General features: G+C 72.7%; 23 protein-coding genes. 15 read left to right on the top strand and 8 right to left on the bottom strand.

The genetic code is table 11. The features are described 5' to 3' along the window. Positions 1 to 92: 92 nt before the first annotated feature. The 8 genes from BLV96_RS01840 to BLV96_RS01810 all read left to right on the top strand — a co-directional run bounded on the left by BLV96_RS01840 (position 93) and on the right by BLV96_RS01810 (position 7200). Positions 93 to 1100, top strand: coding sequence for an Lrp/AsnC family transcriptional regulator (locus BLV96_RS01840; RefSeq protein ID WP_086674442.1), 1008 nt, complete (start codon positions 93 to 95; stop codon positions 1098 to 1100). Further along, positions 1097 to 1984 (top strand): polysaccharide deacetylase family protein, encoded by an 888-nt coding sequence (locus BLV96_RS01835; protein ID WP_086674441.1) that lies wholly within the window; start codon positions 1097 to 1099, stop codon positions 1982 to 1984. The genes BLV96_RS01840 and BLV96_RS01835 overlap by 4 nt, the downstream gene beginning before the upstream one ends. Continuing rightward, positions 1981 to 3264 carry an MFS transporter gene (locus tag BLV96_RS01830; RefSeq protein WP_086674440.1) on the top strand — a complete coding sequence of 428 codons (1284 nt, stop codon included), beginning with the start codon at positions 1981 to 1983 and terminating at the stop codon, positions 3262 to 3264. Before BLV96_RS01835 ends, BLV96_RS01830 begins: the two co-directional genes overlap by 4 nt. After that, positions 3264 to 4043: an SDR family NAD(P)-dependent oxidoreductase gene (locus tag BLV96_RS01825; protein WP_086674439.1), complete on the top strand. Its 780-nt coding sequence runs from the start codon at positions 3264 to 3266 to the stop codon at positions 4041 to 4043. Before BLV96_RS01830 ends, BLV96_RS01825 begins: the two co-directional genes overlap by 1 nt. After that, positions 4036 to 5022, top strand: a complete 987-nt coding sequence (locus BLV96_RS49645; protein WP_167379514.1) for a ketopantoate reductase family protein — start codon at positions 4036 to 4038, stop codon at positions 5020 to 5022. Before BLV96_RS01825 ends, BLV96_RS49645 begins: the two co-directional genes overlap by 8 nt. Then, positions 5019 to 6158 (top strand): M20 family metallopeptidase, encoded by a 1140-nt coding sequence (locus BLV96_RS49640; protein WP_167379513.1) that lies wholly within the window; start codon positions 5019 to 5021, stop codon positions 6156 to 6158. The genes BLV96_RS49645 and BLV96_RS49640 overlap by 4 nt, the downstream gene beginning before the upstream one ends. Before the next feature lie 68 nt (positions 6159 to 6226). After that, positions 6227 to 6658, top strand: a complete 432-nt coding sequence (locus BLV96_RS01815) for a winged helix-turn-helix transcriptional regulator (protein WP_086674438.1) — start codon at positions 6227 to 6229, stop codon at positions 6656 to 6658. 2 nt (positions 6659 to 6660) lie between these two features. Beyond that, a complete protein-coding gene (locus BLV96_RS01810) occupies positions 6661 to 7200 on the top strand; it encodes a pyridoxamine 5'-phosphate oxidase family protein (protein WP_086674437.1) in 540 nt (179 codons plus the stop codon). On the opposite strand, the gene BLV96_RS01805 is transcribed toward BLV96_RS01810, so the two are convergent. The 3 genes from BLV96_RS01805 to BLV96_RS49635 are packed head-to-tail and all read right to left on the bottom strand — an operon-like array spanning position 7183 to position 9732. Further along, the gene (locus BLV96_RS01805) at positions 7183 to 8634 is read right to left on the bottom strand and encodes an FAD-dependent oxidoreductase (RefSeq protein ID WP_086674436.1); all 1452 of its coding nucleotides are present in this window, start codon (positions 8632 to 8634) and stop codon (positions 7183 to 7185) included. The two genes, BLV96_RS01810 and BLV96_RS01805, sit on opposite strands and share 18 nt — an antisense overlap. A gap of 1 nt (position 8635) precedes the next feature. After that, positions 8636 to 9541, bottom strand: a complete 906-nt coding sequence (locus BLV96_RS01800; RefSeq protein ID WP_086674435.1) for an AurF N-oxygenase family protein — start codon at positions 9539 to 9541, stop codon at positions 8636 to 8638. Between the two features lie 14 nt (positions 9542 to 9555). Continuing rightward, positions 9556 to 9732 (bottom strand): hypothetical protein, encoded by a 177-nt coding sequence (locus BLV96_RS49635; RefSeq protein WP_158104104.1) that lies wholly within the window; start codon positions 9730 to 9732, stop codon positions 9556 to 9558. Between the two features lie 34 nt (positions 9733 to 9766). On the opposite strand from BLV96_RS49635, the gene BLV96_RS01795 reads away from it, so the two are divergent. Next, positions 9767 to 11311: an adenylate/guanylate cyclase domain-containing protein gene (locus BLV96_RS01795; RefSeq protein WP_086674434.1), complete on the top strand. Its 1545-nt coding sequence runs from the start codon at positions 9767 to 9769 to the stop codon at positions 11309 to 11311. Here BLV96_RS01795 and BLV96_RS01790 read toward each other — a convergent pair. Next, positions 11308 to 12291 (bottom strand): zinc-dependent alcohol dehydrogenase, encoded by a 984-nt coding sequence (locus BLV96_RS01790; protein ID WP_086674433.1) that lies wholly within the window; start codon positions 12289 to 12291, stop codon positions 11308 to 11310. The genes BLV96_RS01795 and BLV96_RS01790 overlap by 4 nt on opposite strands. A gap of 78 nt (positions 12292 to 12369) precedes the next feature. On the opposite strand from BLV96_RS01790, the gene BLV96_RS01785 reads away from it, so the two are divergent. From BLV96_RS01785 to BLV96_RS01775, 3 genes are read left to right on the top strand one after another with little or no spacing between them, the layout of a single operon-like run. Next, complete coding sequence (locus tag BLV96_RS01785; RefSeq protein ID WP_086674432.1) at positions 12370 to 13296, top strand: SDR family oxidoreductase; 927 nt, start codon at positions 12370 to 12372, stop codon at positions 13294 to 13296. A 20-nt stretch (positions 13297 to 13316) separates the two neighbouring features. Next, positions 13317 to 13910 carry a TetR/AcrR family transcriptional regulator gene (locus BLV96_RS01780; RefSeq protein WP_086674431.1) on the top strand — a complete coding sequence of 198 codons (594 nt, stop codon included), beginning with the start codon at positions 13317 to 13319 and terminating at the stop codon, positions 13908 to 13910. Beyond that, complete coding sequence (locus BLV96_RS01775; RefSeq protein ID WP_086674430.1) at positions 13907 to 15544, top strand: CocE/NonD family hydrolase; 1638 nt, start codon at positions 13907 to 13909, stop codon at positions 15542 to 15544. The genes BLV96_RS01780 and BLV96_RS01775 overlap by 4 nt, the downstream gene beginning before the upstream one ends. Here BLV96_RS01775 and BLV96_RS01770 read toward each other — a convergent pair. Then, positions 15528 to 16346, bottom strand: a complete 819-nt coding sequence (locus BLV96_RS01770) for a DUF427 domain-containing protein (RefSeq protein ID WP_167379512.1) — start codon at positions 16344 to 16346, stop codon at positions 15528 to 15530. The genes BLV96_RS01775 and BLV96_RS01770 overlap by 17 nt on opposite strands. Positions 16347 to 16433: 87 nt before the next feature. Beyond that, positions 16434 to 16676: an aromatic-ring hydroxylase C-terminal domain-containing protein gene (locus BLV96_RS49630; protein WP_158104103.1), complete on the bottom strand. Its 243-nt coding sequence runs from the start codon at positions 16674 to 16676 to the stop codon at positions 16434 to 16436. A 16-nt stretch (positions 16677 to 16692) separates the two neighbouring features. Here BLV96_RS49630 and BLV96_RS01760 point away from each other — a divergent pair, with 16 nt between their 5' ends. Continuing rightward, positions 16693 to 17415 (top strand): TetR/AcrR family transcriptional regulator, encoded by a 723-nt coding sequence (locus BLV96_RS01760; protein ID WP_086674427.1) that lies wholly within the window; start codon positions 16693 to 16695, stop codon positions 17413 to 17415. On the opposite strand, the gene BLV96_RS01755 is transcribed toward BLV96_RS01760, so the two are convergent. Beyond that, positions 17416 to 18063, bottom strand: coding sequence for a GntR family transcriptional regulator (locus BLV96_RS01755; protein ID WP_086674426.1), 648 nt, complete (start codon positions 18061 to 18063; stop codon positions 17416 to 17418). Positions 18064 to 18085: 22 nt separating this feature from the next. On the opposite strand from BLV96_RS01755, the gene BLV96_RS01750 reads away from it, so the two are divergent. After that, complete coding sequence (locus BLV96_RS01750) at positions 18086 to 18502, top strand: VOC family protein (RefSeq protein ID WP_086674425.1); 417 nt, start codon at positions 18086 to 18088, stop codon at positions 18500 to 18502. Here BLV96_RS01750 and BLV96_RS01745 read toward each other — a convergent pair. After that, complete coding sequence (locus tag BLV96_RS01745) at positions 18482 to 19471, bottom strand: TerC family protein (protein ID WP_086674424.1); 990 nt, start codon at positions 19469 to 19471, stop codon at positions 18482 to 18484. The two genes, BLV96_RS01750 and BLV96_RS01745, sit on opposite strands and share 21 nt — an antisense overlap. Positions 19472 to 19787: 316 nt before the next feature. Here BLV96_RS01745 and BLV96_RS01740 point away from each other — a divergent pair, with 316 nt between their 5' ends. Beyond that, complete coding sequence (locus BLV96_RS01740; RefSeq protein ID WP_086674423.1) at positions 19788 to 20960, top strand: GAF domain-containing protein; 1173 nt, start codon at positions 19788 to 19790, stop codon at positions 20958 to 20960. Positions 20961 to 21035: the final 75 nt, after the last annotated feature.

Here is a 21035-nt window from a genome sequence, read left to right as displayed (position 1 = left end):
GAAGGCCACATTGGGGCGCTAGCCTCCAGTTTGCAGCTTTCTTGCACCGCAACCCCTTGACTTGACGTTTTCCTGCATTCAGGATGCGTCCCATGCCGAACGAAGGCAAGACCGCCGATCTCGACCGGCGTATCGTCGCGGCCCTGCAGCTCAACGGGCGGGCTTCCTGGGGTGCCATCGCCCGGCACGTCGGGGCCAGCGAGTCCACCGTGCTCCGGCGGGCCGAGAAACTCACCGAAAGCGGCCGGCTGCGGGTCATCGGGGTCGTCGATGTCCTGCGCTGCGGGCTCGGCGTTCCCGTCATCGCCCGGCTGAAGTGCCGGCCCGGGACCGCCGCCACCGTCGCCGAAGCCCTCGCCGCTCGGCCCGATGTGCGGTACGCCAGCGTGCTCGCCGGGAGCGCCGACTGCTCCGCCGAGTTCGTCCTCCCCTCCTACGCCGACATCGCCGGCCTGCAGGAAAACGGCTTCCCCGCCGCCGAAGCCATCCGGGACGCCGAGACCTTCGCCGTCATGCGGACCTTCACCTCCAACCACGACTGGGACTCCGGCGAGCTCAGCCCCGGCGCCGCCGAAGACCTGCGGGGCGGGGACGTCCGGCCGTTCGAAGAACAGCACTGGGAACGCCCGCCCGAACAGCTCGACGAACTCGACCTCGCCCTCTGCGCCGCCCTCGGCGAGGACGGCCGGCTGCCGTTCAAGGAAGTGTCCAAACTGGTCGGCACCAGCGAGTCCACAGTGGCCCGTCGCGTCGATTCGCTCGTGAAACGCGGGTGTCTGCGGTTCCGGACGCTCGCCGAGCCCGCCATGTTCGGCTACGCCCTCGAGTTCATGCTCTGGCTCTCCGTCGTCCCCGGCGAGCTCGACCGCGCCGGGCAGCAGCTCGCCGCCCACCCCGGCACCAAGTACCTCTCCGCCACCACCGGGCGGTTCAACCTCGTCGGCCAGATCGTGCTGCGCCACTACGCCGAGCTCTACCGCCACACCACCGACGTCGTCGGCGCGCTGCCCGGGCTCCGGGAGGCCGACGTGACCCTGCAGGTTTCGACGCTCAAGCGCGCGTGGGCCCCGACACGTGCCGCCAGCTTGGAGGACGCATGACCGACCAGCCCTGGCAGTGGGACGAAAAGACGTGGCGCGGACACGTCGAGCACGTCCGCGCCGGACGCCCGCTGCGCCCGGCCGCGTGGCCCGGCGGCGCGAAGGTCGCCGTCGCGCTGTCCTTCGACTCCGACCACGAGACGCCCGCCCTGCGCGACGGCGACGTCCTGCCCGGCAAGCTGGCGCAGGGCGAATACGGCGCCCGCGTCGGCGTGCCGCGCATCCTCAAGCTGCTGCGCAAGTACAACGCACCTGCGTCGTTCTTCGTGCCCGCCGTGTCGGCGCTGCTCCACGAGGGCGAAGTGAAGTCCTATGTGGACGCGGGACACGAAGTGGCGCTGCACGGCTGGATCCACGAGCGCAACACCGCGCTCACCGAGACCGAGGAACGCGACCTCGCCTTCCGCGCCGCCGACGTCCTGGAAGGACTCGCGGGCACCCGGCCGGTCGGGATCCGGACGCCGTCCTGGGACTTCTCCGCCCACACCCTCGCCATCACGCGGGAGCTGGGCCTGACGTACGACTCGTCGCTGATGGCCGACGACGACTGCTACGAACTCCTCGAAAACGGTGAGCCGACCGGGGTCGTCGAGCTGCCGGTGGAGTGGATCCGCGACGACGCGCCGTACTTCATGATGGACCGGTTCGCGTCGCTGCGGCCCTACACCCCGCCGCGCGGTGTGCTCTCCATCTGGCGCGACGAGTTCGACGCCGCCTACGCCGACGGCGGCATCTTCCAGCTCACCATGCACCCGCACATCATCGGTCACCGCTCGCGCCTGACCGTCCTCGACGAACTCCTCGACCACATCGCCGGCCACGACGGCGTCTGGTTCGCCACGCACGCGCAGATCGTCGACCACGTCCGCCAGGAGCTGAAATGACCACTGTGGACACCGTCGTCAGCCACCGCCTGACGGCCCACCAGCGCAAGGCGATCGTCGCCGGCGCCGTCGGCAACACCGTCGAATGGGTCGACTGGGCCGTCTACACCACCTTCGCCCCGGTCTTCGCCGGCCAGTTCTTCACGGGTGGCAGCGAAACCACCGCGCTACTGTCCACTTTGGCCGTGTTCGCCGTCGGGTTCGTCATGCGGCCCATCGGCGGCGCGGTGCTCGGCGCGTACGCCGATCGCCGGGGCCGCAAGAAGGGCCTGACGCTCACCATCTCGCTGATGGCCGGCGCGTCGATCGTCATCGCGCTGACCCCGACCTACGCCCACATCGGCGTCCTCGCCCCGATCGTGCTGCTGCTGGCCCGGCTCGTGCAGGGCTTCTCCGCGGGCGGCGAGTTCGGTTCGTCGTCGGCGTTCCTGATCGAGTCGGCCGCCCCCGGCCGCCGCGCGTTCGCCGGTTCGTGGCAGCAGGTGTCGGTCGGCCTCGGCTCGCTGCTGGCCGCGCTGATGGGCACGATCCTCAACTCGACGCTGTCGGACGCCGACCTGCGCGGCTGGGGCTGGCGGCTCGCGTTCGGCCTCGCCGGGCTGCTCGGCCTGGTCGGCCTGTGGCTGCGGGTGTCGGTGCACGAAACCGAGGCGTTCGCCAAGATCAGCGCCAAGCCGCGGCGCAACCCGCTGGTGGCGATGCTGCGCGACCACCCGAAGGCCGCGCTGCGCGTCGCCGGGGTGACGATCGCCGGGACGTTGATCTACTACGTGTGGGTGTCCTACATGCCGGCCTACGCGCACCTGGCCACCGGCATCCCGCTCAAGACCGCGCTGCTGGCCAACACCCTGGCGATGGTCGTGTTCATCGCGCTGCTGCCCTTCGGCGGCCTGCTGTCGGACCGGATCGGGCGCAAGGCGACGATGACGGCGTTCGCCGGCGGGTTCGTGGTGTTCGCCTGGCCCGCGTTCCACTTCCTGGGCAACAGCTTCTGGAGCGTCTTCGTCATCGAGCTGATCGGCCTGGTGCTCATCGTCGGGTACTCGGCGAACTGCGCGGTGATCATGGCCGAGCAGTTCCCGCCGGAGGTCCGCACCACCGGTATCGGCCTGCCGTACGCGCTCGCCGTGGCGATCTTCGGCGGCACGGCGCCGTACGTCACGACGTGGCTCACCACGAACCACCTCGGGAACCTGGTGTGGGTCTACGTCGCCGTCGCCGCGCTCATCGGCGTCGCGGTTTATCTCACCATGCCGGAGACCAAGGGGAAGGAGCTGTAGTGCGGACCGTGCTCGTCACCGGAGCCGGCGGCGGCATCGGCGCCGCCATCGCGCGGCGGTTCGCCGAAGCGGGCGACCGGCTCGTCCTGTCCGACCTGCGCGCGGCGGAACTGTCCACAGTGGCCGCTCGGCTGCCCGCCGACGTCGTCGAGCTGCCCGGCGATCTCGCGGACGCCGAGTACGCCGAGGGGCTCGTCGGACGGGCCGGCCCGGTCGACGTCCTCGTCAACGCCGCCGGGATCTACCCCGCCACTCCCCTGCTGGAGATGACCGCGGAAGTCTGGGACCGCGTGCAGGACGTCAACGTTCGCGCCGCACTGCTCACGACTGTCGCTTTCGGACGCGCGCACGTCGAAGCCGGAACCACCGGCGCCGTCGTCAACATCTCCTCCGGCGCCGCGACCCGGGCGCGTCCCGGCGCCGCGCACTACGCGACGTCGAAGGCCGCGCTGGAGATGGCCACCAAGGCCTGCGCGGTCGAACTGGGCCCGCACGGCATCCGCGTGAACGCGGTCAGCCCGGGTTTCGTCACCGTCGACAGCGACGCCAACCCGGTCACCGAGGCGTACGCGGCCGCGGTGTCGGTCAACCCGCTCGGGCGCCGCGGCGAGCCGCGTGAGATCGCCGATGCCGTCCACTGGCTCGCCGGGCCGGAATCCGCGTGGATCACCGGCGCGGTCCTGCGCGTCGACGGCGGCTCGACCGCGGGCGCGGTGGGTCTGCCACTGCACTGGGCCGGGGAAACCGCTGTCCAGCAAGGAAAGGAAGCGCATGTCTGATCGGCGCTCGTACACCGTGGTCGGCGGCGGCGCGATCGGCGGGACGCTCGCGTTCCACCTCGCCCGCGCGGGCCACCCGGTGTCCATCGTGGACGCCGACCCGGACCACGTCGCCACGATCACCGCTCGTGGCCTCACCCTGCGCCGCCCGAGCGGCGACGAAACCGTGGCACTACCGGCATTCCTGCCCGAGGACGCGCCGCCGACGCTCGGCCGGGTCCTGCTGGCCGTCAAGGCCCAGGCCACCGAGACCGTGCTGCCGTGGCTGACACCGCGGCTGGCCGACGACGGTTTCGTCGTGTCCCTGCAGAACGGGCTCAACGAAGGGCTGATCGCCTCGCACGTCGGTCCGGAAAGGACGGTCGGTGCGTTCGTGAACCTCTTCGCCGACGTCGTCGAGCCCGGCGTCGTGCGGGACGGCGGGCTCGGCGCACTGGTCGTCGGCGAGCCCGACGGCCGGATCAGCGACCGGGTCGAGGAAGTCGTCGCCGACCTGCAGGCCTGGGGTCCGGCGAAGGCGACCGCCAACGTCGAGGGCTACCTGTGGGCGAAGCTCGGTTTCGGCGCGATGCTCACCACGACGGCACTGGCCGACGCGCCGATGGCCGACCTCATCGACCGGCACCGCCCGCTGATGCACGCCCTCACAGCCGAGGTCCTCGCCGCGGCGGGCGACCGCGTCCTGGAGCCGTTCGACCAGTTCGACCCGGCCGCCTACCGGCCCGGCGCGACCGGCCGCGACGCGGCGACCGACCGCCTGGTCGCGTGGCTGCGGACCCAGCCGAAGGACCGCAGCGGCATCTGGCGCGACATCGCCGTGCGGCACCGCCCGATCGAAGTGCACCACCACTACGCGCCGGTGCTCGCCGCGGCGGAAGTCCCGCTGTTGCGGGCGATGCTGACGCGGCTGCGTGACGTCGAGACCGGCGCCGCACCGATGTCCGAAGACCACCTCGTCGAATTGGAGCGAACGCTGTGATCCGCGAACTGCACGAATGGGTGTGCGCGCACCGCGACGACCTCCTCGCCGACGTCGCCGCCTACGTCGGCATCGAAACCCCCAGCGACGACAAGGCCGCGCTGACCGCGGGACTGTCCTGGGTGGACGGCTGGCTGCGCGAACGCCTGGGCGCGCCCGGAACCGTCCGGGACGTCGACGGCGGGCGCCACGGCGACATCAAGGTCTACGACTTCCCCGGCACCGGCGAGCCGGTGCTCCTGCTCTGCCACTACGACACGGTCTGGCCGCTCGGGACCCTGGACGGCTGGCCGTTCGCAGTGGACGGTGACCGCGCGACCGGTCCCGGGATCTTCGACATGAAGTCCGGCCTGGTGCACGCGGTGTGGGCGCTGCGCGCACTCGACGCGGCGGGCCTGCCGCGCCCGGCCGTGCGGCTGGTCCTCAACGGCGACGAGGAGATCGGCAGCCCGGCGTCCCGCCCGGTGATCGAGGAGGCCGCCGCCGGCACCCGCGCGACGCTGGTGTTCGAGGCGAGCGCGGACGGTGCGGTGAAGACCGCGCGCAAGGGCGTCGGCCTGTTCCAGGTGCACACCAAGGGCGTCGAGGCGCACGCCGGGCTCGACCCGGCGAAGGGCGCGAGCGCGGTCGACGAGCTGGCCCGGGCGGTGCTCGCGCTGCACGGACTGTCCGATGTGGACGCCGGAACCACGGTGAACGTCGGCGTGATCACCGGCGGCACGCGGCAGAACGTGATCGCGGGCGCGGCTTCGGGCGAGATCGACGTCCGCGTGTCCAGCGCGGCCGAGGCGGCCCGCATCGACGCGGGTCTCGCGGCGCTGAAGGCGCACGACCCCCGCGCGGCGGTCGAGGTGACCGGCGGCTGGAACCGCCCGGTGATGGAACGTTCGGACGCCATCGCGCGGCTGTACGAGTTGGCCCGCGAAGAGGCCGCGGGCCTGGGCGTCACGCTGCGGGAGTGCTCGGTCGGCGGCGCGAGCGACGGCAACTTCGTGGCGGCGCTGGGCCACCCGGTCCTGGACGGCTTCGGCGCGGTCGGCGACGGCGCCCACGCCCGCCACGAGCACATCAGCGTCGAGGGGATGCTGGAACGGACCGCGCTGGCGGCCGCCGTCCTGCACCGGCTGGCCGGGTGACCGGTTTAACACCGGCCGCTGCGGGGTAATACTGCTCTCGTAATGCAACCAGTTGTGAGGTGGGAGCGGTGCGGGAAGCGCGGTCGGGGTGCCCGATCAACCTGTCGCTGGAGATCTTCGGCGACCGGTGGACGCTGCTCGTGCTGCGGGACGTCGTCTTCGGCGGGGCTCGGCACTTCCGCGAGCTGCTCGACGGCGAAGAGCGGATTTCGTCGAACGTGCTCGCCGACCGGTTGGCCGTGCTCGTCGAGCACGGCCTGCTGACCCGGGCCGGCGATCCGTCGCACAAGCAGAAGGTCACCTACAGCCTGACCGAGCGCGCGATCGACCTGGTCCCGGTGCTCGTCCAGCTCAGCGCGTGGGGCGTCCGGCACCTGCCCGTGACCGACGAGTACGCCGCGCGCGCCGAGGTGCTCACCGCGGGCGGTCCGCCGCTGTGGGAAGCCTTCATGGCCGAACTGCGCGAAACCCACCTCGGCACCGGCCGACGAACGGAGTGACCATGGAAACCCGGCTCGACGAACGGTTCAGCGACCCCGGCACCGAGCCCACCGGCTGGGCCGAAACCCAGCGGGCACTGGAAAACGCCCAGATCAGCTGGCTCACCACCGTGCGCGCCGACGGCCGGCCGCACGTGACCCCGCTGGTCGCGGTGTGGCTCGACGGCGTCCTGCACTTCTCGACCGGCGAGACCGAGCAGAAGTACCGCAACCTCGGCGCGAACCCGAACGTCGTGCTCACCACCGGCCGCGACTCCTGGGACGACGCCCTGGACGTGGTGGTCGAAGGCGTCGCCCGGCGCGTCACGGAGCGGACGAAGCTGGACCGGCTCGCCGAGGCGTGGCTGGCCAAGTGGGACGGCAGCTGGGTCTACGAGGCGACCGACACCGGGTTCCGGCAGGGCGGACACGACGACGTGGCGGTGTTCGCGGTCGAGCCGGCGAAGGTACTGGTGTTCGGCCGCCGCCGCTCGACGACGGACGCCTCGATGCTGTCCACAGTGGAGTTCACCCACACGAGCCATTCACCGTCGGGCGGCTGACCGGCGGCGCTGTCCGCGCGTCCGCAGCCGGCCGGCGACCGCGTCCTCCAGCAGGGCGCCGACCGTCTCGCGGGCGCACGCCTTGTTCGCGCCGATGCCCCCCGACGGGCCGCGCTTGATCCACCCGGCCACGTAAGTCCCGGGCAAGACCCGGCCGGCGGTGTTCGGGACCGTTCCGGTGACCTCGTCGAACGGCAGGCCCGGCACCGGGGCACCCCGGAACCCGGCCGCCCGCACGACCCGCCCGGCCGTGATCTCGACGTCGCCGGTCACGCGGACGCCGCGGACCTCCGTGTCGCCGGTGAACTCCAGCGGGGCCGAGTGGAAGCGCAGGACGACCCGGCGCGTGCCGTCCGAGGGCGGCGATGACCAGTCCACCGTCTCGCGCGGAACTCCTTGCAGCAGCGCGGCTTTGCCGTCCCCGGCGTCGATGGCCGCGGCGACGCGCGGGTCGTGCGCGTCCACGACGAGGTCGCCGCGGGCCGCCAGCGCGAGCAGTTCCGACCGCGTGTAGGCGGCGTCGGAAGGCCCGCGCCGGGCCAGGAGCACGACTTCGCGCACCTTGCTCGACCGCAGCCGGGCCAGCGTGGCCGGCGCGATCGACGTGTCGGCCAGGGACTCCGGGTCGGCCGTCAGGATCCGGGCGATGTCGAGGGCGACGTTGCCGGTGCCCACCACGACGACCCGCTCGGCCGAGAGGTCGACGGCGTCCGGCCGGACGCCGGGGTGGCCGTTGTACCAGTTCACGACCGTGGCCGCGGGCAGGCTGCCGGGCAGGTCCTCCCCCGGGACGTCGAGGCGGCGGGCTTCGGTGGCCCCGACCGCGTAGATCACCGCGTCGTACCGCTCGGCCAGCTCGGGACCGGCCTCGGTGCCCAGCCGCAACCGCAGCCGCGGGTGGTCGTGGAAGCGCGCGAACGTCTCGCCGATCTTCTTCGTCGACGGGTGGTCGGGCGCGACGCCGTAGCGGATCAGGCCGCCGGCCGTGTCGAGCCGGTCGATCAGCGTGACGCGGGAAGTGGTGTGCAGCAACAGGTCTTCGACGGCGTACATGCCCGCCGGGCCGGTGCCGACGACCGCGACGTCCAGGGGCGCAAAGTCGCTCGGCAGGATCCGCGCGAACGAAGGTGGGGACCAGCGGTGGAAGTTGGGCGCGACGGTGGCCTCGGCGAGCACGTCCCGGCCCGCGTAGAACTCCGCGTTGATCTCCTCGTAGACCTTCAGCGACCCGGTGAGGTCACCGGCCGGGAAGATCGCGTCGACCGGGCAGGCGTCGGCGCAGGCGCCGCAGTCGATGCAGGTCGCCGGGTTGACGTAGAGCATGTCGGTCGTCCCGAAGTCCGGCTCGTCCGGCGTCGGGTGGATGCAGTTGACCGGGCAGACCGACACGCAGGACGCGTCGGCGCAGCAGGTCTGGGTGATCGCGAACGCCATGTCAGATCAGGTTCGCCCGCTTGTAGAACCACAGCGACGGCTTGGTGAGCAGCCCGGCGGAGTGCAGGAACTCCATCAGCCCGGAGCAGCTCGAGCGCAGCATCGACTTGTGGTGCTCGTTGGCCTTGGCCTCGCGCCGCGCGCGCTTGCCGTCGAGCCCGGCGTTCTCGTACACCTTGGCGTTCCACATGCTGCCGACGATCACGTAGGACGCGATCGCGACGACCAGCGCGTTGACCTGCCGCCGCACCCAGCCGGCGCCCTCGAGCCGCTGGCGGGTCTCCTCGCGCGCGAACTTCATGTGCCGCGACTCTTCGACGACGTGGATGTTGTTGATGGTGCGCACGAACGGGACGACGCGCTCGTCGCGCATCCAGTCGCGCTGCATGACGTCGAGGACCTCTTCGGCCACGAGGATCGCCGCGTAGGCCGCCTCGCCGGTCGCGGTCGCCTTGAAGATCCGGCCGGCCTCGACGACGAACCGGCGCGGCCGGTAGGCCGGCGCACGCAGCTTGGCGGCGCCGCGGGCGAACATGATCGAGTGCCGGCACTCGTCGGCGATCTCGGTCAGCGCCCACTGGAAAGCCGGGTCGGTCGGGTCCTTCGCGTAGAAGTCCCGAAGGATCATCTGCTGCAGGATCATCTCGAACCAGATCCCGGTGCTCGCCACCGACGCCGCTTCCTGGCGGGTCAGCTCGCGCTGCTGTTCCGGGGTCATGTCGGCCCAGTAGGACGTGCCGTAGAGCGTGCTCCACTCGGGGCTCGCACCGTGGTAGTCCGTGTCCAGCGGCGTCTCCCAGTCGACCTCCTTGACGGGGTCGTAGGACAGCTGCTCCGACGAGTCCAGCAGCCGGCGCGCGGTCGTCTCGCGGTCCGTCCCCGCCTCGCGTTCGCTGATGCTGGTCATCGCCGACCTCCCTGTCAGGTGTTACCCGAGTTCACTGTTACCAACCGTAACACATATCCGCTCCGGTGCACATCCGTCGGCTCAACCAACGCGTGCAGCACGACCTTCATCGTTCTTTCGGACTCGAGCGGCGTGATGAGCCACTCGACGGCGTGAACCGGCTCGCGAGCCACCACTGCTTCGGTGTACATTCGTTCACTCAATCGCGCGAACGGCAGGGAATCGGTGCACCCACGAAGCGACACCCCCACCGGGCCGTTCGGCTCCGGCCTGCTCGGGCCCCTCGACCAGGACGTCACCGTATTGCGCCGGCGCGTCCAGCGCCTGCTGACCGCCACCTTGATCGCCACGAACGTCATCGGCGCGCTGGTCGTCGTCGGGCTCGCCGCGCTGCTCATCCCCGCGCCGGGCATGTCCGGCGACCTGGTGCGGACCACCGCGATCGCGGTGCCGGTCTACGTCGTGTCGGCGGTCGCCGTCGGTGCGCTCTGGGGCACCCGCGGGGCGCTGCGGACACTGCACTGGGCCGCCGAAGGACGCCGGCCGAGCGATGCCGAACGCGTCGCCAGCCTGCGCGTCCCCCTGCGGCTCACGCTGATGCAGGCCGTCCTGTGGGGCGTGGCGACCCTCGTGTTCGCCGCCCTGGCCGTGGCCGAGCAGCCCGCCGTCGCGCTGACCGTGTTCCTCGTCGTCGCGTTCGCGAGCGTCGTGGTGTGCGCGATCGCCTACCTCTTCGGCGAGTTCGCCCTGCGCCCGTACGCGGCGCGGGCCCTCGACGGGATCGCGCCGCCGCGGCCGCTCAGCGGCGGCGTCAACCTGCGGATGCTGCTGTTCTGGTGCCTCGGCACCGGGGTGCCGGTGGCCGGGCTCGTCGTCACTGCGGTGCTGGCCTGGGTGCGCGGCGACGTCTCGACGACGAAGCTCGCGGTGTCGGTGATCGCGCTCGGCCTGGTCGTGCTCTGCTTCGGCCTGCTCGTCACCGTGTTCACCGCCCGCGCGGTCGTCAACCCGATCACCTCGGTGCGCGACGCGCTGGGCCGCGTCCGCGCGGGCGAGTTCGACGTCGCCATCCCGGTCTACGACGGCACCGAACTGGGCCTGCTGCAGGCCGGGTTCAACGACATGGCGGCCGGGCTGGCCGAGCGGGAACGGATGCGCGACCTCTTCGGCCGGCACGTCGGTCACGAGGTCGCCGTCGAGGCCATGCGGTCGTCGGCCGAGCTGGGCGGCTCGGTGCGGACGGTGTCGGTGCTCTTCGTCGACCTGGTCGGGTCGACGGCGCTGGCCGCGAGCCGCCCGCCTGAGGAGGTCGTCGGCCTGCTCAACCGGTTCTTCGCGGTGGTGGTCGACGAGGTCGACCGCCACCACGGGCTGATCAACAAGTTCGTCGGCGACGCGGCGCTGGCCGTCTTCGGAGCGCCCGCGGCGCTCGAAGACCACGCGACGTGCGCGCTGGCCGCCGGCCGCGCGATCGCCCGCCGCCTCGCCCTGGAAGTGCCGGACGGCCCGGCCGGCATCGGCGTCGCGACGGGAGACGCGGTCGCGGGCAACGTCGGCGACCCGCGCCGGTTCGAGTACACGGTGATCGGCGACCCGGTCAACGAGGCCGCCCGGCTGACCGAGCTGGCGAAGAACGCGCCGGGCCGCCTCCTCGCGTCGTGGACGGCCGTCGAGTCGGCGGCCGTCGAGGAAGCCGAGCGGTGGGCGGCGACCGAGGACGTCACCCTGCGCGGGCGCAGCCGCCCGACGACGCTGGCCTCGCCGCGTTAGGCACGCGGATCGACGTGGACCTTCGGTGCGCCGAAGCGCTCGCCGGCGAGCACCGCGCCGACCCGGTCCAGCCCGACAGTCGCCCCGACGAGCGGGCGCGGGTCGACGGTCCCGGCGGCGTAGGCGGCGATCGTGTCGGCCAGTCCCGGTGACGCGGACAGGACCCCGACCGCCGTGACGTCCTTCAGCACCAGCGCGCGGCTGTCGAGCGTGCTGGGCCGCCCGGACAGTCCGATGTAGACGACCCGGCCGGCCGGTTCGACCAGCTCCAGGGCCAGTGCTGGTGAATCCGCCGCGTCGGTCGCGTCGACGACGGCGTCGAACGGCAGGTCCGGGAGCGTTTCGCGGGTCCGGACGTGCTCGCTTTCTTCCAGGCCCAGCAAGTGGACCTCGGCGCCGTCGGCCCGCAGGAACAGCGCGGTGAGCCGGCCGATCGTCCCGGGGCCCAGCACCAGCGCCCGGTCACCGGGCCCGACGCCGGCCGCCCGCGCCGCCCGCAAGGCGTTGCCGCCGGGTTCGACCAAGGCGCCGAGCACGGCGTCGACCTCGTCGGGCAGGACGTGCAGCGACCACGCCGGAACGGCGAGCTTCTCGGCCAGCGCCCCGGCCCGGCCGCCGCGGATGCCGACTTCCTGGCGGTGCTCGCACGTGTGCTGGTGGCCCTTGCGGCAGCGGCGGCACGTCCGGTCGCCGAGCATGGTGTCCCCCGTGACCCGCCGCCCGAGCCACGCGGGATCGACCCCCGCCCCGACCGCGGAGACGGTGCCGGACCACTCGTGCCCGAGCCGCATCGGGTAGGCGGCGTGGCCCTGGTGCAGGTAGGCCATCTCGCCGGTGAAGAACTCGACATCGGTGCCGCAGACCCCGGCCCGGTCGACGTCGACGACGACCTCACCGGGAACGGCTTCGGGGACGGGCACTTCCTGGACGGCACCCTCGCGCGGGCCGGTGAGCACGAAGGCCCGCATGGTCGAAGACATGGCTGCATGCTCGCACCCGCCGCGGCGGTGCATTCCGGGCGGCCTCGCTGTCCAAGTACGCGAGAGAGAGGAAAAGCCATGATCTTGCTGACAGGGGTGACCGGGCTGACCGGATCCGCGGTGCTCCAAGCATGCGTCGCCGAGGGGTTGCCGGTGCGCGCGCTGGTCCGGGATCCCGCGAAGGCCGCCGGTTTGCCCGGCGGCGTCGACGTCGTGCCCGGCGACCTGCTCGACCCGCCCACGAGCGCGTTCGACGGCGTCGACCGGGCCCTGCTGATCTCCTCCGCCGACAAACGGCTGGTCGAGACGCAGCGGGCGTTCATCGACGCCGCGAAACGCGCCGGCGTGGGGCACGTGGTGAAGATGTCCGGGCGCGGCTGCCGGGACGGCTCCGGGTTCCGGTTCGCCCGGATGCACGCCGGGATCGAGCGGTACCTGGCGGGCTCCGGGCTCGCCTGGTCGGTCCTGCGGCCGAGCCAGTTCATGCCGGTGTACTTCCGCGAGGTGCCGTCGATCCGGCGCGACGGCGTGCTGGCCCTGCCGATGGGGGACGCGAAGCTCGCGCCGGTCGACGTCGGGGACATCGCGCGCGTGGCCGTCGCCCTGCTGCGCGGCGAAGGCGAGGACGGCGGGCGGTACGAAATGACGGGACCCGAGGCACTGACGATGACCGAGGTCGCCGCGCGGATCGCCGCGGTCGCCGGGCGGCCGGTCCGCTACGTCGACGCGGACCCGGCCGGCAAGCGGGCGGCGCTGCTCGCCGCCGGGATCCCCGGCTTCTTCGCCGACGCGATGGACGAGCTCTTCGCCGAACGGCGGACCGGCGCCGAAGAGTCCCGGGTGGACCTGGGCACGCACGAACGGTTCGGGGTCCGGCCGACGACCTTCGCCGAGTTCGCCCGGCGGCACGCGGCGGTGTTCCGCGGGGATACGCCGCCGTCGCACCTGTGGGCGTCCGGCTGGGTCGACGCCCCAGTGGTTACCGAACACTTGCCATTTTCTTGACAACTGTCCATTATCAGTGAGTGCGAGCCGGCTGGACGACCGAAGCCCCCGCCAAGGACCGGCGGGTGCGCCGGTCGCGCGCCGCCCTGATGCGGGCCGCGGTCGAGCTCGTGTCCGAACGGGACTCGGCCGCGGTGTCCGTCTCAGAGCTCGCCGAGGCGGCCGACGTCAGCCGCCAGGTGCTCTACCAGCAGTTCGGCGACCGCGACTCGCTCCTGCTGGAGGCCGCGCTCGACCTCGTCCGCCGGGAACTGCTCGAAGACCCGCCCGGCGACGAACGCGCGTCGCTCCTGGCGCTGGCCCGGCACTTCGCCGCCCACCGGCGCTTCTACCGCGCGCTGCTGACCGGGACGCCCGCGTTCGCCTTCACCGAAGCGCTGACCGGGGTGTTCCTCCCGCTCAACCGCCGCCACCTCGGCCACGCGCTCGGCAACCGGCTCGGCGCGCGGGAGATCGAAGACCTGGCCACGTTCCTGACCGGCGGCGCGGGCGCGGTCGTCAACGCGTGGGTCGTCGACGGGCCGGACCCGCTCGACGCGGACGAGTTCACCGACCGGCTGCTGCGGATCCGGTCGGTCGTCACCGCGACCATCACGAAGGAGGCCGGCCGGTGATCAGCCGTGTCCTCGAACGCCTGCTGCGGCTGCCCGCCCCGGCGACCCGGCGCTTGACCGTCCGGCGCGACCTGCGTGTCCCGATGCCCGACGGCGCCGAGCTGCTCGCCGACCACTGGGCGCCCCGCACGGGCGGGGACGGCCTGCCGACCGCGCTCGTCCGGAGCCCCTACGGGCGCACCGGCGCGTTCGGCGCGTTGTTCGCCCGGCCGCTGGCCGAACGCGGCTTCCAGGTGCTGATCCAGAGCACCCGCGGCGGCTTCGGCTCCGGCGGGGTCTTCGACCCGCTGCGCCAAGAGCGTGCAGACGGCCTCGCGACGCTGGACTGGGTCGTGCGGCAGCCGTGGTTCGGCGACTCGATGGTGCTGCTCGGCGCGAGCTACCTCGGCTACGTCCAGTGGGCCGTCGCCGACCGCCTGCCGCCGCAGGTGAAGGCGATGGTCCCGCACGTCACCGAATCCGGGCTGACGCTGGAGTTCCTGCGGGAGGACGGCCTTTCGCTGGAGACGCCGTTCGGCTGGGGCGTCCAGGTAGCCGTCCAGGAGCGGCGGTTCGCGCTGCTGCGCCGGCGCGGTCAGGCGAAGAAGCTGGAGCGGGCGTTGAACACGCTGCCGCTCGCGCAGGCGGACGTCGTCGCCATCGGCCACCGCTCCGACTACATCCAGGACGTGTTGACCCACCCCGAAACCGACGCGCGGTGGGCGGCGGTCGACCACCGCGCCCGCGTCGCGGACGTCACCGTGCCGGTGAGCGCGATCGGCGGCTGGTACGACATCTTCCTGCCCGGCCAGCTGCGCGACTTTCGGACGCTGCAGGACGCGGGCCGGCGGCCCCGGTTGACGGTCGGGCCGTGGACCCACGCCGCCCGGCCCGACCTGCTCGCCGGCGCGGGCCTCACGCTCCGCGAGACGCTCGGCTTCGGGCTCGCGCACGCCCGTGGCGAGGAGCCGCCGGAGCGTGCACCGGTCCGGTTGTTCGTCATGGGCGAGGAAGCCTGGCGTGACTTCGCTTCCTGGCCACCGGAAGGCTATGCGCCGCAACGGTTCCACCTCCACGGCGGCGGTACGCTGTCGGTCGGTGAACCCGCGGAGTCCGAACCGGACCGCTACCGCTACGACCCGGCGGACCCGACCCCCGCGGCCGGCGGCGTGCGGATGGCCCCGGACGCCGGCCGCGTCGACAACACGGCCCTGGAAGCCCGCGCCGACGTCCTCACCTACACCACGGCCGTGCTCGACGAAGACGTCGAAGTCATCGGGGACGTGAGTGCGGAGATCTGGTTCCGCAGCAGCCTGCCGTTCGCCGACGTCTTCGTCCGGCTCTGCGACGTCGATCCCGGCGGCCGGTCGGTCAACGTCTGCGACGGCCTGACGAGCCTGTGGAACGCCGACGAGCTCGCGGCGGTCGGGGTCCGGATGTGGCCGACGGCGCACCGGTTCCGGCGCGGGCACCGCCTCCGGGTCCAGGTGTCCAGCGGCGCTTTCCCGCGCTACGCCCGCAATCCCGGCACCGGCGAGCCGCACGCCACCGCGACGACGTTGCGCGCCGCGGATCAGGAGGTCCGGCACGACCCGGCGCACCCGTCGGCGATCGTGCTGCCGGTGCGGACGGGCGGGGCTACGACCAGGGCGTGACCGGCCGCGGCAGCCGTTCGCCGTCGAGGACGACGTCGACGCGTTCGGTCAGGAAGGCGATGAGGCCGGCGACGTCCCGGGCGTCGGACAGCGGTTCGTCGTAGGTCCAGGCGAGATCGCGGTGGGCACCCACCGACCAGTAGGTCGCGTGTCCTTTGTAGGCGCAGGTGGTGCGCGTGTCCGACGGCGTGAGCAGGTCCATCCGGACGTCCGCGCGCGGCAGGTAGTAGCGGGTGGTGATGCCGGTTTCGAAGAGCATGCGGGGCGCGGCGGAGTCGGCCACGACGACACCGTCCACTTCGATCAGCACGCGGCTGTCGCCGCGCCGGATGTCGATGCGCGCGAAGGGGTCGCGCGGGTGCCCGACGATGGGTTCGGCTTCCTCGAGCCACTCGTCGAAGGCGGCGAAGTCGAGGACGACGTGGTCGGCCAGATCGGGATCGGCGGGCCGGAAACCGGCGCCCGGCAGTGTCACGTCGCCGGCGGCGAGGGTCAGCGGCTCGCCGGCGCAGGTGTGCACGGCGAAGGCGGTCCGCGGGTCGAGGACCGGCGGGCCGCCTTCGGCCAGCCGGACGGGGTGTTCCGGGGACGCCGCTTCGCCGGCCGGGGTCAGGGTCGCTCGGAGGTCGGCCAGCGGGAAGGCGTAGGAGGGCACGACCCGCTTCGGTTCCCAGACGAGCACGGCCCGCCGCGAGCCGGCGAGGGTCCGTCCACTCGCGACGGCGCGCACGCGCTTGGCCACCGGTTCGTACCGCAGCGCGGAAAGGTCCCCGGTGAACCGCGCGCCCATGCGTGTCGCCATGGGTCCACGATCCGCGCCGGACCGCGGTGCCGTCAACACCCGGCGGTGGGCCGGGTGTCGACGGCGCCGAGCGCGAACGCCGCGGCGTCAACTCCGGTCGGCGGGCCCGAGCCACCTCTCCAGCACCGACCGCAACTCCCCCTCGTCGAACTCACCGACCGAAGCCCACACCACATACCCGTCCGGGCGCACCAAAGCCGCCGGGCGCCGGTCCGGGAACGCCAGCGGCCGCGCCGTCACCACCTCGACCCTGCTCCCCCACTCCGCCGCCGCCGACGCCGTTCCCGGGTCCAAGACCACCGCGCGGCCGTCGCGGAAGCGGGTTGCCAACGGAAGGAGGTCCGCGGTGCCGGCGAACGACCAGCCGCCGCTCTGGCTGCGTCCCGAGCAGGGCACGCGCGGCCCGAAGCCCGCCCACAGCTGGCGCGACGTCGCCCTGGCCGCGATCCGGATCGCCGACGCCGAAGGCCTCGACGCCGTGTCCATGCGGCGGGTCGCGGCCGCGCTCGGCGCCGGGACGACCTCGCTCTACCGGTATGTGTCCAAAAAGGACGAAGTGCTCGAGCTGATGGGCGACGAGGTGCAGGGCGAACTGCGCAACACCGCGCTACCCGCGGGTTGGCGCGACGGACTTCGCACGATCGCCCGGTCGCTGCGGGAAGTCTGCCTGCGCCACCTCTGGTTCGCGAACGTCCTCGCCGGCCGGGCGATCCACGGCCCGCACAGCCTCCGCTGGCGCGAGCGCACGCTGTCCGCGTTCGACGGCATGGACCTCGGCACCGACGAGATGCTCGCCGCCCTCGGCACGCTGTCCGCGTTCGTCCTCGGCCACGTGCTGGGCGAACTGGCCGACGGGGAGGCCGCGCGGCGCTCGGGCCTCAGCCACGACCAGTGGATGGATCGGGAGGGCGAGTACGGCCCGATGATCATGGACAGCTGCGCGTACCCGCGGTTCACGCGGGTGATGATCGAGGCCGAGCTGCCGCACGCCGCCGACCGGCAGAACCGGGGTTTCGAGGCGGGACTCGACCGGGTGCCGGCCGGGATCGCGGCCCACCTGCCCGCGTGATCAGGACCGTCCCGTGAGGACGTCGAACGCGTGGCGGCGGTGGACGGCGAAGAGGTCGAGAGCCGCGTCGCGATCACCGGCCCGCAGCGCCTCGGCCAGCTGCCGGTGCTCGGCGGGGATGCCCGCGAGGTAGCCCTCGGACTCCACGCCGATCCGGGTCAGCAGGAACAGGTGGACCTGCGAGCGGATCGCTTCCCACGCTTCGCGCAGGCGGCGGTGGCCGGCGGCGGCGTAGACCGCGTCGTGGAAGTCGAGGTCGCAGCGGACCATCTCGTGCTCGTCGGCCGCCCGTTCCATGCGTGCGACCACGGCGTCGACCGCCGCCAGGTCGGGTCCGCGCTCGACCACGAGCGCGACGGCGAGCTGTTCCAGGGCCGCCCGCAGGCTGTCCAGCTCGGCGACGTCCACCTCGTCCAGGGCCGTCACCGTCGTCCCCCGGTGCCACTCGCCGCGCACCAGCCCCTCGCGTTCCAGCTTGAGCAGCGCCTCCCGCACCGGGCCGCGGCTGACGCCCAGCGCGTCCGCCAGCTCCACCTCGCGCAGCGCGCCCCCCGGCGGGTAGGTCCCGTCGAAGATCGCGTCGCGGACGCGGTCGGCGACCTCGTCGGCCAGCCCGCGCCGGCGCGCGGGAGCCACTTGAGCACTCATGTCGTAATGTTAACATTCAGACATGACGATCCCGCGCTTCCACCTCGCCATGCCCGTCGATGACCTGGCCGCCGCCCGCCGCTTCTACGGCGAAGTCCTCGGCCTTGCCCAGGGCCGCAGCGCCGACACGTGGGTCGACTGGAACCTGCACGGCCACCAGTTCGTCACGCACCTGGCGCCGAAGGGGCCGGAGCGGGTCCACAACCCCGTCGACGGCCACGACGTGCCGGTCCCCCACTTCGGGCTCATCCTCGCGGTCGCCGAGTTCCAGGCCCTGGCCGAGCGGCTGCGCGCCGCCGGCACGGAGTTCGTGATCGAGCCCTACGTCCGCTTCGAGGGACAGCCCGGCGAGCAGTGGACGATGTTCCTGCTCGACCCCGCCGGGAACGCCCTGGAGTTCAAGGCCTTCGCCGACGACTCACAGGTCTTCGCGGTCTGACGACCCCCGCAGGGATCCCGGGTGCGCCTTCGCCCCGGGATCGCGCCGGGTCTTGACCAGGCTGGCGACCGTCGCGACGGCCAGGACGCCGATGATCACCGCGAGGCTCACCGGCGTGGCGATCTCCGGGACGCGCTCGTCGAGGTCGACGTGCGCCCAGTGCAGGATCAGCTTGACGCCGATGAAGGCGAGGATCACCGCGAGGCCGGCCGAGAGGTACACGAGCCGGTCGAGCAGGCCCTTGACCAGGAAGTACAGGGCGCGCAGGCCGAGCAGGGCGAAGGCGTTCGCGGCGAAGACGACGTAGGGCTCGTCGGTGACGCCGAAGACCGCCGGGATCGAGTCGAGGGCGAACAGCAGGTCGACGCCACCGATGGCGACGAGCACGACGACCAGCGGCGTCACCACCCGGCGGCCGCCTTCGCGGGTGAACAACCGGCCGCCGTCGTAGGCGTCGGAGACCGGCAGGACGCGCCGCGCCGTCCGGACGATCACGTTGTGCTCGATGTCGGGGTCGGCGTCGCGGTGCCGGAACAGCTGGACACCGGTGTAGATCAGCAGCAGCCCGAAGAGCAGGAACATGACCGAGAACAGCGAGAGGAGCGTCGCGCCGAGCACGATGAAGATCGCCCGCATGACCAGCGCGAGCACGATCCCGAAGGTGAGCACCTTGTGCTGGTGCTCCTCCGGGACGGCGAACGTCGTCATGATGATCACGAAGACGAACAGGTTGTCGACCGACAGGCTCTTCTCGACGATGTAGCCGGCGAAGTACTCGGTGCCGAGCTCGCCGCCGTGGGCCAGCGTCAGCCAGACGCCGAACGCCACCGCGACGAGGATGTAGCCGACCGACCACGCGACCGCTTCGCCGAACCGGACCCGGTGCGGCCGGACCGCGGCGAGCACGAGGTCGATCGCGAGCAGCGCCACGACGACGCCGATGGTGACCAGCCAGGTGCCGACGCCCATCCGCTCCCCCGCTCCCGTGTGTGCCGCGATCGTAAGGGCGGGACGGCGGCCGCGCATCAGGAGTCCACTGTGGACGGACCCGGCGGTCCTGGACGCCCGCACCGGTCGCCTCCACGGCCGGCCGAAAGGTCATGAACGACCCTTTCATGGCGCCACCGCCGCCGGAAGCAAGACCCGGCCACCGACTTTGCCGGGGCGCTGACGTCGGATCGCAGGAACGAGTCGTTCATGACCTCCGGGCCGGGCAACCGTTGCGCGAAGGTTGCGTCGATCCCGCTCTCCCGGGTTACCGTGAAGGCCGGCCCAGGAGGTAGCGGTGGACGACGAAGTCTGCGCGGTCCGGCCCGGCACCGATGTCGCCGGGCACGCCCGGCTGCTCGCCGGCATCCACGACGCCGTCCTCGCCGGACGCGCGCCCGCGAAGGCGCCGCGCCGGCTCGTCGAACGGTCCTGGCGCCGCGTCGCCGCGCAGGGGGTCGATCCCGACCGGCCGCCCGCGCCCGACCCCGTCGGGGCCGCCGAGGTCGAACGGCGCCGGACGGTGTGCCGGCTGAACGAAGTCCTCCCCGAGCTGCGCGGCGCGCTGACATCGGTCGCCGAGGACGCCCACCACCTGATGGTCGTCACCGACGCCGACGGCGTCGTCCTCTGGCGCGAAGGCGCCCGGCGGGTGCGCCACCGCGCCGACTCGCTCGGCTTCACCGAGGGCGCCACCTGGTCGGAGCCCGCCATCGGCAGCAACGCGATCGGCACCGCGCTGGCCGAAGCCGCGCCGGTGCAGATGTTCGCCGCCGAGCACTTCGTCCGCTCGCACCACACCTGGGCCTGCACCGCCTACCCGGTGCACGACCCGCGGACCGGCGAGCTGCTCGGGATCGTCGACGTCAGCGGCCCGGCCGAGACCGTCCACCCGATGACCGTCGCGCTGGTCGGGACGTCGGTGCGGCTGGCCGAGGCGGTCCTGCACCAGCGGCACGAGGCCCGCCTGGAGGCTCTGCGCCGGCTGTCCGGGCACCTGCTGAGCACGACCGGACTCGTCGTCGACGACCACGGCTGGGTCGCGGCGCAGAGCGGCGTCCACGGCGTCGACCGCGTCGCCGCGCCCCGCCACGGCGTCCCGGTCGCGGTCCGCGGCCTCGGCGCGTGCGAGCCCGAACCGGTGCCCGGCGGCTGGCTCCTGCGGCCGAGCCGGCGCGAAACCCTGCGGCTGACCCTCGAACTCGACCCGCCGCGCGCGGTCGTCGAAGGCTCCGCACGCTGGACGCACCCGCTCGGCCGGCGCCAGGCGGAGCTGCTGCGGCTGATCGCGACCGCGGGCCCGGCCGGGGTGCCGGCCGCGCAGCTGTCGGAGACGCTCTACGGCGACCGCACGCACCTGGTGACCGTGCGCGCGGAGCTGTCGCGGCTGCGCAAGCTGATCGGCGGCCTGCTGCTCGCGCGCCCGTATCGGTTCGCCCCGGGCGTCGAAGTCGTGCTGATGCAACCTTGAAGCAACCCTTTCCCCGGCCGGGCCCGGCGGGGTTGGCTGCGCTGAACGCGCCGCCGACGACGACGGTGCCCCGAG

The organism is Amycolatopsis pretoriensis (assembly GCF_900107925.1).
Taxonomy (GTDB): domain Bacteria; phylum Actinomycetota; class Actinomycetes; order Mycobacteriales; family Pseudonocardiaceae; genus Amycolatopsis; species Amycolatopsis pretoriensis.
Note: the sequence above shows the minus strand (reverse complement) of the source record. Positions and strands in the feature narration are given on the sequence as shown.